General features: G+C 67.3%; 11 protein-coding genes. 4 read left to right on the top strand and 7 right to left on the bottom strand.

Annotation, left to right across the window (positions count from 1 at the left end):
* Positions 1 to 4 precede the first annotated feature (4 nt).
* From GobsT_RS09300 to GobsT_RS09285, 4 genes are all read left to right on the top strand, one after another.
* Entirely contained in the window at positions 5 to 262 is a 258-nt protein-coding gene (locus tag GobsT_RS09300; protein WP_010043335.1) for a hypothetical protein, read from the top strand.
* Between the two features lie 5 nt (positions 263 to 267).
* On the top strand, positions 268 to 801 hold the full coding sequence (locus GobsT_RS09295; protein WP_010043337.1) for a hypothetical protein: 534 nt from the start codon (positions 268 to 270) through the stop codon (positions 799 to 801).
* A 75-nt stretch (positions 802 to 876) separates the two neighbouring features.
* The gene (gene metG, locus GobsT_RS09290) at positions 877 to 2436 is read left to right on the top strand and encodes a methionine--tRNA ligase (protein ID WP_109571183.1); all 1560 of its coding nucleotides are present in this window, start codon (positions 877 to 879) and stop codon (positions 2434 to 2436) included.
* 250 nt (positions 2437 to 2686) lie between these two features.
* Positions 2687 to 3745 carry a hypothetical protein gene (locus GobsT_RS09285; protein ID WP_010043342.1) on the top strand — a complete coding sequence of 353 codons (1059 nt, stop codon included), beginning with the start codon at positions 2687 to 2689 and terminating at the stop codon, positions 3743 to 3745.
* A gap of 83 nt (positions 3746 to 3828) precedes the next feature.
* On the opposite strand, the gene GobsT_RS09280 is transcribed toward GobsT_RS09285, so the two are convergent.
* The 7 genes from GobsT_RS09280 to olsI form a co-directional block, all read right to left on the bottom strand.
* Positions 3829 to 4407, bottom strand: coding sequence for a DJ-1/PfpI family protein (locus GobsT_RS09280; protein ID WP_010043343.1), 579 nt, complete (start codon positions 4405 to 4407; stop codon positions 3829 to 3831).
* Between the two features lie 74 nt (positions 4408 to 4481).
* On the bottom strand, positions 4482 to 7019 hold the full coding sequence (locus GobsT_RS09275) for a YidC/Oxa1 family insertase periplasmic-domain containing protein (RefSeq protein ID WP_010043345.1): 2538 nt from the start codon (positions 7017 to 7019) through the stop codon (positions 4482 to 4484).
* 156 nt (positions 7020 to 7175) lie between these two features.
* Positions 7176 to 7922 carry a metallophosphoesterase family protein gene (locus tag GobsT_RS09270; protein WP_010043347.1) on the bottom strand — a complete coding sequence of 249 codons (747 nt, stop codon included), beginning with the start codon at positions 7920 to 7922 and terminating at the stop codon, positions 7176 to 7178.
* Between the two features lie 141 nt (positions 7923 to 8063).
* Positions 8064 to 8969 carry a dihydrodipicolinate synthase family protein gene (locus GobsT_RS09265; RefSeq protein WP_010043350.1) on the bottom strand — a complete coding sequence of 302 codons (906 nt, stop codon included), beginning with the start codon at positions 8967 to 8969 and terminating at the stop codon, positions 8064 to 8066.
* A 60-nt stretch (positions 8970 to 9029) separates the two neighbouring features.
* Positions 9030 to 10601: a lyso-ornithine lipid synthetase OlsH gene (gene olsH / locus GobsT_RS09260; protein ID WP_010043352.1), complete on the bottom strand. Its 1572-nt coding sequence runs from the start codon at positions 10599 to 10601 to the stop codon at positions 9030 to 9032.
* Positions 10602 to 10759: 158 nt separating this feature from the next.
* Complete coding sequence (locus GobsT_RS09255) at positions 10760 to 11479, bottom strand: class I SAM-dependent methyltransferase (RefSeq protein WP_010050646.1); 720 nt, start codon at positions 11477 to 11479, stop codon at positions 10760 to 10762.
* A complete protein-coding gene (olsI, locus tag GobsT_RS09250) occupies positions 11476 to 12321 on the bottom strand; it encodes an ornithine lipid biosynthesis O-acyltransferase OlsI (RefSeq protein WP_010050644.1) in 846 nt (281 codons plus the stop codon). The genes GobsT_RS09255 and olsI overlap by 4 nt, the downstream gene beginning before the upstream one ends.
* Positions 12322 to 12635: the final 314 nt, after the last annotated feature.

Here is a 12635-nt window from a genome sequence, read left to right as displayed (position 1 = left end):
GACCATGGCCGAACACAACCTGACAGTCGCCGGCGCGGATTGGGCACAGTACGACCCCGATGTGGCGGGCCGCTACGGCGGGAACTGGGTCGTCGCGGTCGCCCGCCAACACAACGGCCGGTTTCAGGGCGAGGTGATCGCCCACGGCCAGGACCCGGAGGCCGTTCGGCGTACGGGCGCGGAGCGGTTGGGCGTGGCGCTCGATGTCGTCGTCGTCTGCGCGGTCGCCACGATGGAATCCCGCACCTGGATCGGGTGGTAGCGCCGATGCCGTGGTTCGCCCTTCAGCCGGACGTTATCGAGTACCAGACGGTTTCGTGGGGTCCGCTCGTCGCCACCCGACCGACCTTGCGGGTCGAACTCGCGGGCGCGCGGGGCCTGCAACCGTACACCTTTCTCGACACCGGCGCGCCGGTGTCCGTCGTCAGCCAGGCGGTCGCGATCGGAATCGGGGCCGCGCTCCGGCCGATCGCCGTCCCCAACCCGGTGCCCCGCGTCCAGCACGGCCGGCCGATCCCCGCGGAACCGGCGACCCGATTCCTGACGTGGCGCGATCCGTTCGCGAACATCGACATCCCGTGCCGGCTGGCCGAGTTCGACGTGCAACTGCGGGACCGGCACACGGGGGCCACGTCCGGCCCGCTGACGATGGTGGCGAAGGTGCTCCAGGCCCCGGCCCAGGCTTACAGCGGGTACTTCGTGCTCATCGGGTTGCACCTGTTGCTCGCCAACGCCGGGCAACTGCATCTCGAAGGCCAGCAGTGGAACCTCGGCGGCCCGGGCCTGTTCTTCCCGCCCTGATCCGCCCCCTTCTGAACCTGCTCCGCCCCGATCGCGTCTGTAGAACAGCTAGATTGCGACGCAGGGAGACGAGCCGTGACCGACAAGCCCCGCTGGTTCCAGACCACCGCCATCGACTACCCGAACAGCCGGCCGCACATCGGCACCGCGTTCGAGAAGCTCGGCGCGGACGTGCAGGCCCGGTACCGGCGGATGGAGGGGTACGACGTCTTCTTCCTGATGGGCAACGACGAGAACACCCTCAAGGTCGCCGACCGCGCCAAGTCGCTCGGGCAGGAGCCGCAGGCGTACTGCGACGACATGGCCCGTCAGTTCCGCGAGGTGTGGGACGCCCTCGACATCAGCTACGATACCTTCGTCCAGACGAGCCACGAGCGGCACAAGCAGTGCTGCCGCAAGTTCGTCCAGAAGGTGTACGACAACGGCTACATTTACAAGGGCAGCTACGAGGGCTGGTATTGCCCCGGGTGCGAGGAGTTCAAGAGCGACAAGGTCCACGCGGAGAGCGGCGGGCTGTGCCCGAACCACAAGCGCCCGCTCGTGCGCCGGTCCGAGCCGTGCTGGTTCTTCAAGCTGTCGGCGTTCAAAGATCGGCTGCTGGAGCACCTGAAGGGTAACCCCGAGTTCGTGCAGCCGGAGAGCCGGCGAAACGAGATGATCGGGTTCATTGAGGCCGAAGGGCTGCAAGACCTCAACATCTCGCGGCACGGCGAGGAGTGGGGCATCAAGCTCCCGTTCGACCCGGAGTTCACCATCTACGTCTGGTTCGACGCGCTGCTGACGTACATCACCGGCATCGGCTACGGCGACGACGAGGCGACGTTCCGCAAGCACTGGCCCGCGGACGTTCACTTCATCGGCAAGGACATCACGCGGTTCCACACGCACATCTGGCCCGCGATGCTCTGGGCCGCGGGCGAGGAAGCGCCGCGCAAGGTGTTCTCCCACGGGTTCGTGAACAACAACGGCCAGAAGATGGGCAAAACCCTCGGCAACATTGTTGACCCGATGGAGATCATCGCGAAGTCGAACGCGGACGCGTACCGCTACTACTTCATGCGCGAGTGCCCGTTCCCGTCCGACGGCGACTACAGCGGGCAGCGGTACGAAGAGGTCTACAACTCCGAGTTGGCGAACAACCTCGGGAACATGCTGTCGCGCGAGCTCACGATCACCTTCAAAAACTTCGAGGGGGTGTTCACCGGGACCGCGGGGGTGACGCCCGATCCCGTGGTTCCGGGTCTCGACCTGAAGTTGTTCGTGGGCGAGGTGCGGGAGCACGTCGAGGCGTGCCGGTACAACCTGGCGCTTCAGAAGATCGTTCAGGACTTCCTCACGCCGACGAACCAGTACCTCGAAGCCAACGCCCCCTGGAAGCTCGTGAAGACCGACAAGGACGCGGCCAAGAAGGTGCTGTTCAACGCGGTGCAGTCGCTCCGCATCGCCAGCATCCTGTTGAAGCCGTTCATCCCCAAGAGTGCGGAGGCGATCTACACGAGTTTCAACTTCCCGACGCCGTGGGCGGAGGTGAAATACGCCGATGCTGCCGAATTAAAGGCCCAGGCTGACGACCTGCGCATCACTGCCGAACTGATCGACGGTAAGCTGAAGCCGCTGTTCCCGCGCATCGGCTGAGTGGGAGTGCCGCACACGGCGATTGCTGTGCCAGATCCGCACAGCAATCGCCGTATGCGGCACTGTGCCAAATCATCACCGGCCTCACAGCCCGTACAGCCGATTCACGGCACACGTCTTCGATCTGCCACAACGCGTTTCCCCCCTCACTTCCCGACAAGCAGCTCCGATATTCCTTACACGGGGCACGGACTCGCCCCGCTGCCGTCGCGCACGGTCGCCTGACGGTTACTCCAATCGGAACTCACGGATGAACACCCTCGCGCTCAGCGCCCTGCTCGCCGCCGGTTCGGTCGGCGCCGACCCGGCCTACCAACAACCGCCCGCGCAGGGCTACCAGACGCTCCCGATCTCGGGGTACGCAGACGCGGCTCCGCCCGCGCAGGGCTACTCCGGAACCGCGGTAGCTGCCCCACCCCCGGGGCCGGGATACGCCGCCCCCGGCTACCCCCCCCCGGTCGGCACAGTCCCGGCACTGTCCGACGAATGCACCAAGCCGGTGCGCCGGCTGTTCCAGAGCGACCACGAGTTCGACGACTTCGTCGGCCCGGTGTCCAACCCCATCCTGAACAAGGACCCGCGGTCGAACTCGCACGCGCGAATACTGTTCATCAACAACAACGTCCCGGGCGGTCACCCGCTCGACGGCAACATTCAGGCGTACGCGCTGCAAATGAACCTCGCCGTCACCGAGCGGCTCAGCATCATCGCCGACAAGGACGGGCTCGCGCACATCTCGCCCCGCAACGGCCCCTCGACGACCGGGTTCCTGAACTTGGCGGCCGGGCTCAAGTACACCTTCTACCGCGACGTGGAGAACCAGACCCTGGCCGCGTTCGGGTTCCTATACGAGATCCCCAGCGGCGAGGCGAAGGTGCAGCAGAACCAGGGGTCGGGCTCGTTCGCCCCGTTCGTCACCTACGGCAAAGAGTTCGGCAACAAGTGGCACTACCTGCAAACCACCGGGTACTATTTCCCGCTGAAGAGCTCGCAGGGCTCGAGCTACATCTGGAACAGCTTCCACGTGGACAAGCAACTGTTCGGCTGGTTCTACCCGCTGGCGGAGCTGAACTGGTTCTGGTACACGAGCGGCGGCAACCGTCTGCCCCCGGTGTTCGGCGAGGGCGACGGGCTGCTGAACCTGGGTACCCGCGGGCAGGCCGGGGCGCACCTCGTGACCGCCGCGCTCGGTGCCAAGGCGGTGCTCACCAACAAGTACACGGTCGGCTTCGCGCTCGAGTTCCCGCTGACGAGCCGCAACGACATCATCAACCAGCGGCTCACGGTCGAACTGATCGGCCGCTATTGATCGGAGTGGTGTGACGGCCGAGGTGTGCATTCCGAAAGTGTGAATCGTGATGCGGCGGGGCGCATGCCCGCCGCATCGTTCGTTCAACCAATCGTCGCACCCATCAGCTTCAGAAACGCCCGCAGCCACGCCGGGTGCGCGGGCCACGCGGGCGCGGTGACGAGGTTCCCGTCGGTGTGCGCCCCGTCGATGGGCACCTCGGCGAGCGTTCCGCCGCACAGCCCGATGTCCGGCCCGACGGCCGGGTACGCGCTACAGGTGCGGCCCTTCAACACGCCGGCCGCGGCGAGCAACTGCGGCCCGTGGCAGATCGCCGCCACCGGCTTACCCGCCGCGAAGAAGTGGCGCACCACGTCCAGAACGGCCGCGTTGAGGCGCAGGTATTCGGGGGCGCGCCCGCCCGGGATCACCAGCGCGTCGTACTGACCGGCATCAACGCCCTCGAACGTCGCGTTCAGCTTAAAGTTGTGCCCCGGCTTCTCGGAGTACGTCTGGTCGCCTTCGAAGTCGTGGATCGCGGTGCGAACCGTATCGCCGTCCCGCTTACCCGGGCACACCGCGTGAACGGTGTGCCCGACCATCTGGAGCGCCTGAAACGGAACCATGACCTCGTAGTCTTCCACGAAGTCGCCGACCAGCATCAGGATGCGTTTCGCGTTCATGACCGGCTCAGTGTGTTCGGGGGCGGGTGGGACGAGCCCACCCGCCCCCGGGGTGACGAAAGCGGCTATGGCAATCACTTCTTGCGCCGGCGGTTCTTCTTGTCGCGGCGACCGTCGGGCTGCGGGCCGTCGGTCCCGGTCCCTGGCGGCGGGTTCGGCCCATCACCGGGTCGGCCGTTGCGGATCTGCCGCTTGGCCTGCTCGTCGGCCTGGCGCTGCATCTCTTCCATCTTCGCCTGAAGGGCTTCCCGCAGCCGCGTCAGGAACCCCTTGTTCTTCGCCTTGGCGGCGGCCAGCGCCTCCTCGGTCGTCATCTTACCGCCGCCCGCGGTGCCGGTGGGAGCGGCGACTTTGGCTCCGGTCGCCGGCGCCGGGCTCGACGTGTCGATCACCGGCTTGGGGATCAACTGGCGCTCGATGATCGCCCACGCGGTGCTGACGATGAAGTACAGGGCCAGCCCCGCCGCCACCTTGTAGAAGAAGACGGCCATCATGATCATCATCAGCTTCATCATCATCCGCTGCTGCTCGGCCTGCGGGTCGGTCGCGGGCGGCATCATCTTGGACTGCTGGAACAGCATCAGCCCGACCGCCAGCAGCGGCAGCAGGTTGAAGTACGGCCCCAGGTAGATGAAGCTGCCGATGTCGTCCGGGGTGCTGACATACGGGATCTGCTCCGTCCACCACTTGAGCATGTCCGGGGCGGCCAGGTTGTCGATCCACAGGAACGAGTCGAGCCGGAAGAAGATGCTCTCCTGGAGGCAGAAGTACAGCCCCATCATCACCGGCATCTGCGCGAACAGGAGCAGGCACCCGCCGGCCATCGCGAACGGGTTGGCACCGTTCGCCATCATCAGCCGCGTCTTCTCGCGGTTGTAGGTGTTGAAGTCGTCCTTGTACTTCTCCTGGAGCTTCTCGAACTCCGGCTGGAGCCGCTTCTGCACCTCCATCATCTTCATGCTCATCGCGGTCTGCTTGCGGCTCGGGTACATCAGCACCAGCCGCACGCACACCGTGAGCATGACGATGGACAGCGCCCAGTGCCCCAGTACGGAGTGAATGGCCGCGAGCAGGATGTGCATCAGGTTCGTCATCGCGATGACGAGGTCGGTCCAGAAGATGAAGCTCGCGAACCGCCCGATCGCCGTGTCCGACCGGAAATCGGTGATCGAGGACATCATCATCGTGTCCTTGTACTGGTCCACCAGCTCCTCGCGGACGGCCGGCACCTTCTGCCCATTAACCTCGACCTTCGGCAGGAGCTTGAGCAGCCCGACCTTCGCCGGCCCGTTGTAAATGAAGTAGCGGTGGGCGGTGGACTGGCCCGGCTCGAGGTCGATCGTCTCGGACGCGGCCCGCACCGTGATGTCGTCGAAGTTGGGCATCTGCGGGTCTTGCTTTTTGTCGAGCGGCAGCTCGGTGGTGGCCCGCACGTAGGACCACGGGTGCGTCTTCTTCGCCTCGTCCGCCGAGTAATCGATGGCGACGGCGGAGGCGAAGAACTGGTTCGCGACCGCCATGTAGTGGAACGTGTTGTCCTCGCGCCGGGCCTTCTCGCCGCCGCGCTTGCTCCCGATCGACGCCGCGTCCTCGTACTGGCGCCGGAGCGTGCCGTTGCGCTCGCGCCAGCCGACGATCGCCACGCGGTACGTGCTGGTGTACCACTCGCCCTCGATCGGCAGCCCGCGCGGGCCGGAGAGCTGGTACTTCAGTTGCCCCTTGCCCTTCGCCGCGCCGGGCACCTTCAGCTTCTCGATCCCGACGTGCAGCCCGATGTGGTAGTCCGTGCGCGCGAGCGTGTACGTCTTGCGGATCTTCACGAAGTACGGCTCGCCCAACTCCTTCTCGAACACGACTTCGTGCGGGCCGTCGGCGGGCCGCTTTTCGGACACCACGGTCCAGTTGGTCTCGCCCAGCAACGGGTCCGGGTTGTTGTCGTCCGGGGTCGGGTAGTGGAACACGGTGAAACACGGCTCGGCCAGCGCCGCCGGGTTCGCAACCGGGCCGGCGACCAGGTCCGGCGGCTGGTAGTCCTCGCGGAGGTGCTTCGCGCGGGGGTGGTAGGTGCCCGGGATCAGGTGGAGCGGTAGAGACGCAGCCGTGGGGTTCCCGTCCTTGTCCCGGGCCTTGACCTCACGACCGAGCCGGTCGGCCTGACCGAACTTCGGGAGCAGCACCTGCTGCACGCCGCCGCCGCGGGTGGTGAGCAGCACTTGGTTGTAGAACGTGTCGTCGCCGAGCGCGATCAGCGTCGGCCGGCTCGCCGCGTCGAATATGCCCGCGACGATCGCGTTGTGGATGGCCCGCGGTTCGACGCCCGCGACCGTCAGCGGCGGGGCCTTCGGCGGCTCGGGCGGCTTCGGCTTCGGCAGCTCGGTGCCGACCGCGAGGCCGCCGCCGGTCGCGGCGAGGAGCTTGCGTTTCTCTTCCTCCTCGGCCTGCCGCTTGGCCTGTTCCTCGGCCTGCTTTTGCAGATTTTCGGCCATTTTCTCGGCCGGGTCCTTCTGCGGAACGGGCTTGGGCATCAAGTTCTCCTCGGCGTAACGCCACAGGAAGAACAGGCCCGCCGCGAGGAACAGGAAGACGATGACGTTTAAGACGTTCTTGCGCATGAGTGCCAGATACCGGGGCGGTGGCCGATCAGGAGAGTATCTTACGAAACGGAGCAGCCCACGGACGGCGGCCGTCCGTGGGCTGCAGTGTGATTCGCCGGCGCGGGGCGGAACTTTCGCCCGCGGGTGGCGCTACCGCCACCCGCGCCAGGGCCGCTACCGCCCTTCCCCGAGCCGGTCGCCGAGGAAGTTGTCGAGGTCCGGGATGTCGTAGATCTTGTCGCGGGTCTTCTGCCAGTCGTACTCGACCCGGCGGAACCGGATCACGTCGCCGTCGAGCACCACGTAGCACGCCCGCCAGTTGCCGTCGCGCGGCTGACCCACCGACCCGACGTTGCAGAGCGTCTTGCGGCCGTCGAGCTTGTGCGCGAACTCGACCTCTTCCGGGCTGAGGAACTGCATGCTCTCGGTGAAAATGCCCGGAACGTGCGTGTGGCCCTGAAAACAGTACCGGTCGACGAGGGCGAAGATGCGCTCCATCTTCCGCTGGTTGTACACGTCTTCCGGGAACACGTACTCGTTGAGCGGGTTGCGGGCCGAGCCGTGAACGAAGAGGTACCCGTTTTCGCGGTGGCTCCGGGGCCGCTCCGACAGGAACTCCCAGCGCTTCTCGCGCAGCGGCCGGGGCTCGGCGGGCGACTCCAGTTGCCCGCGGGTCCAGAAGATGGCGCGCTCGGCCGACTGGTTGAACCCGTCGGGGTCGAACATCGCGCCCTGGTCGTGGTTGCCCAGCAGCACCAGCTTGCAGTCCATCACGAGGTCGATGCACTCGCGCGGGTTCGGGCCGTAGCCGACCACGTCGCCGAGGCAGTACACCTCGCGAATGCCCTGGGCCTTGATGTCCGCGAGCACGGCCTGGAGGGCTTCCATGTTGCCGTGGATGTCGCTGATGATCGCCTTCACGCCAGACTTCCGTAAGAACGGGCCGGGCTAGTGGCCCGTGTTAAGTGTAAACTATAGCTCACACATTCGCGCCGGTAAACAGCGGAACCCGCGGCGACTGCCCGTTCTGGAGCCGCGCGGCGGCGCCCACGGCCCCGGCCGTTACAGAGCGCTCAGCGATTCGAGGTCGCGGCGCAGGCTCGCGGCCTGGTCCGGCGTCAGCGGGACGTGCGGCAACCGGACCGAGCCGAGGTCGAGGCCGCGCAGGCGGAGCAGCTCCTTTGCGGCGGCCAGATACCCGTAGCGCATGAGCACCGCGACCACTTCCACGCCCCGGTACTGCTCCGCGCGGGCGGTCGCGAAGTCGTTCGCGCGGGCGGCCGCCAGCAGCCGGTTGTAGAGCGGCGCCGCGAAGTTGTACCCGCTGCCGACCGCGCCCTGCGCGCCCAGCACCACCGCCGTGAGCAACTGCTCGTCCATCCCGAACAGCACGTCGAACCGCCCGCCGCCCGCCCGCAGCAGCCGCTGGAACGTCATCAGGTCGGGGTTGGTGAACTTCACCCCGCGGAGCGTCGGGACCCGCTCCGCGGCCTGATCGAGGAAATCGACCATCGGGAGCGCGACCCCGGTGAGCACCGGGATGTCGTAGAAGTAGAACGGCGTGTTCGGCGCCGCCGCCGCCAGCTCCGCACACCACTGAACCAGCACGTCCACCGACTTCGGCTTGAAGTAGCTGGGCGCGACCGCCGAGATCGCGTCGGCCCCGAGCGCGTCCGCCTGCGCCGCGAGCTGCTTCGCGTCCGCCAGGCAGTTCGCCCCGACGTGAACCACCAGCCGCGTCGGGCTCCCCTTCACGACCGCCGCCCAGCGCTCCGCCAGCGCGAGCCGCTCGCCCTGCGTGAGCGACGAGAACTCCCCGGTGGTGCCGCCGACGAACACCCCCGCGACGCCGTCGCGGGCGAGCCGCTCCGCCTGCGGTCCCACCGCGGACAGGTTGAGGGCGCCGCCCGCGTCGAACGGCGTGAGGACCGCGGGAACCAATCCGACGAACGGTGTGTGTGCGCGCATCGCATTTCGTGCAGTCGTGAGGTTGGCGGCCCGCGCCGCGCCGGCCGCTCGGATTCGTACTCAACCCGCCCAGCCGTTGCTCTCGAACCAGTTAGCCATGTCTTTCGTCATGGCGCCGCTGTTGTCCATGCGCGGCACTTTGTTCTGCCCGCCGTACTTCCCGCGGGCCTTCATCCATTCCGCAAAACCGCCCGGCTTCACCACCCGCACCTCGGGCATCAGCATCGCGAGGTCGCCAACGCGGTGCGGCCCGTAGTCCTCGTTGATGCGGTTCAGCTCGTCGTCGATCTCCTTCGCGAACCGGGCCAGGTCGGGCCGCCCCTCGGCGAACTCGACGAGGTACAGGTGGTGCCCCGCCTTTCCGGGCACCGACGGGAACACCGGCCCCACGTGGAAGTCCACCGCCACCGCCCCGCACACGCTCGCGGCCCGCGCGACGGCCGCCTCGACCTCTTCACTGATGAGGTGCTCGCCGAACGCCGAGAGGAAGTACTTCGTCCGCCCGGTGAAGCGGATGAGCGGCGGGTCGCGGCGCTCGAACGCCACGGTGTCGCCCACGAGGTACGACCACACGCCGGCGCACGAGGTCAGCACCACCGCGTACTGCACGCCGACCTCGACGTCCGCGAGCGTGTGCCGCGTCGGCCGGTCCTGCCCCAGTTGGCCGACGGGAACGAACTCGAAGAAGATGCCGTGATCCGGCACGATGCGGAGGTGCTGGTGCCGCGGGTCCTCGGTCGCGACGAACCCCTCGGAGCACGGGTACACCTCGCAGAACTTCACGAGATCGCTGCCGATCTCCTTCTTGAACAGCTCGCGGTACGGGTCGAACTTCGTACCGCCGTGGACGATCAAGCGCAAGTCGGGCCAGATCTCGGCGATGGTGCCCTTACCGGTCACCTCCTTGAGGCGCGTGAACAGCACGTGCATCCACGCCGGGATGCCGCTGAGGGCGGTGACGGGCTCGCGCGCGCTCAGCTCCGCGAACCGGCGCACCTTCTCTTCCCAGTTGGTGATGAGCGTGAGGTCGCGGGGCGGGAACGTGTACGGGCGGAGCAGTTCCAGCAGCTCCTTGGAGGCGATGCCGCTAAGGTCGCCCGCAAGGCTGCCGTCGTCCTGCCGGCGGAGGTCCGTGCTGCCCCCCAGGAAGAAGAACTTCCCGGTGAACAGCTTCGCGCCCGGGTTCGCGTGCCGGAACAGCGCGGTGGTGGTGAACCCCGCCTTCTTGTTCGACGCGACCATCTCCCACGAGACGGGCACGTACTTCGTCGCCCCGCTCGTGGTGCCGGACGAGAGCGCGTAGTACGGGATCTTCCCCGGCCAGGTGAGGTTATCGATGCGCGGGAACGCGGCCTTCCAGTACGTGTCCCAGAACCACTCGTAGGTGCGCACCGGCACGCGGGCCTGATAGTCCGCGATCGAGCGGATGCGGGAGAAATCGTGATCGCGGCCGAACTGCGTGCGTTTCGCCCTGCGAACGAGCCGCATGAGCGTGTTGCGCTGCACCGCGGCCACGTCCATCCGGTCGAGCTGGGCGGTCCGGTGGTGGGCGTAGCGCAGCAGGACGGCGTCCGCGGCCCGGCGGACCAGGCGCGAGTCGGTGAGCGGCGCGAGGAACGCAGTGCTGGCCATATGGGGCAACCCAATACAAAAGAGTGTTCACCGCAGAGGGCACAAGAGGGCGCAGAGAGAAAACTAAGAGAGATTGTTCTTCAAACTCTCAATGTCTTTCTCTCTGCGCCCTCTCGTGCCCTCTGCGGTAAACACTCTTTTTTGGTCTTCTGTGCGAGCTACTTTGCGGGCTGCGCCCCGCGGTACCCGCGGCACACGTACACGCCGCCCGGGGGCAGGTTGAACGGCACGAACCGGAACCGCACGTCCTCGAAGTACCGGCGGTACATCTTGTAGTAGATCAGCGGCATCACGGTGAGCTGGCGGAACGTCCCGCCGGCGCTGATGGTCTTGGCCGACGTTTCCAGGATCGCGTCGCGGGCCGCGGCCGGGAACGACGGGAGCGGCAGCCCGGACAGCACGTGGTCGACCTTGGGGATGCCGCGGGCGGCGAGGATCTCGCCGAACTTCGTCGCGTCACCGAGCACCACCTCGACGTTCGGCGACTCGCGGAACCGCGCCTGGAGCCGGCCGCACAGCACCGGGTCCAGTTCGATCACCACCAGCCGCGCCTTCGGGTGCGCGAGCCGGACCAGTTCCGCGGTGATCGGCCCGGTCCCGGCGCCCAACTCGACGATGGACCGGGCGTGCGCCCAGTCGATGCCGTCGAGGAGCTTGCGGGCCATGAACCGGGAGCTGGGCGCGAACGACGCGATCCGCTTACCCTGCGTGAGGAACGCCCGCATCATGAGCCACCAGTCCGGCCCCTTCGGCGCGGAGGCCGGCGGGTTCGGGTTGGTCCGCCCCGCTGCCCCCAGGTCCGGCGGGGTGTGCGCCGGCGCGGCGGGCGGGAGCGGGGCGGCGGTCGCCGGCTGCGGCGGCACGATGGATGGCGTCATTTGCTCGCTCGGGGGGCCTTCGCCAGGATGAGTTTGGTCCACGACGGGTGCGCGGTGGGTCGCGTCGAACTGAGGAAGTCTACGACCAGTCGGTTGATCAACCAGTGCTTCTCGATGTGCGGCGCGTGCCCGCACCGCTCGATCTTGCGGAAGTGGCCGTTGGGCAGTTCGCGGGCGGCGTCCTCGGCCGTCTGAGGGTCGCACACCTTATCGCCCGACGCGGTGACCAGCAGGGTCGGCGCCGTCACCAGCCTCATCTTGTCGCGCACGACGTGGTCGAGCGTCCCGCGCACGGACCGGATGAACCCCTTCTGCCACTTGCGGTTCGCGAACTTCGACCGGTAGTAGCGGAGCAGCCCGCCGTCGGCCCGCCGGGGCTTGTGGAACACGCTCTCCACCATCGCGCGGGCGTTGCGACCGACGACGCCCTCAATGATGGGCAGCTGCTCCTTGTCGCCCATCCCGGACGGGCACAGGAGCACCACCCGGTTCACGAGCTGGGGGTACTTGGCCGCGAACTCGACCGCGACCTTGCCGCCGAGGCTGCTGGCGACGAGGTGGTACGGCGGCGTCTGAACGAACTGCGTCAGGTACGTGTGGAGTTGCTCAACAAGATATTCGACGGTGACGGGCTGTTTGGCGTTGATGCGCGCGTGGAGCGCGTCGCCCTCGTAGGCGAGGATGTTGGGCGTCAGCACTTCGAAGTACCGCGACCAGAACTTGCGGTTGCGGTACCACGATTCGGCTTGTTCGGCCAGGCCGTTGATGAGCACGAGCGGCTCGCGCCGCCCGTACTGCCGCGGCCGCAGTCGGTCGAACAGCCCCTTGAGCGGGGAACGCATGGCTCTTCACTCCGCGGCGTCGGCCCCGGGGCGGGCGCGCCGTATCGGCGCACGTGAGGAACAGGATAGTGTGAGCGGTGCGGGTGTGAAGAGAAAAAGTACAACCCGCGGGAGTTTCCGGGCACCGCCCCCGCCCGTCCGCTACCGCCGACCGAGATTGCCACACCCGTGGTCCGCTCGTTCGTAGGAACCCTCCCTCGAACAAGGGACGCGATCCGCCCCCGCTCTCGCCGGCACGGGCATGCGGTACCGGCCGTCCCGGCGATTTCGGTATCAAGCGGCGACAAAACCCTTTGCACCCCTCGCGCCCGAAC

It is taken from the genome of Gemmata obscuriglobus, from assembly GCF_008065095.1.
In the GTDB taxonomy this organism is placed as follows: Bacteria; Planctomycetota; Planctomycetia; order Gemmatales; family Gemmataceae; genus Gemmata; species Gemmata obscuriglobus.
The sequence above is the reverse complement of the archived record's forward strand: the minus strand, read 5'-3'. Positions and strand labels throughout refer to the sequence as shown.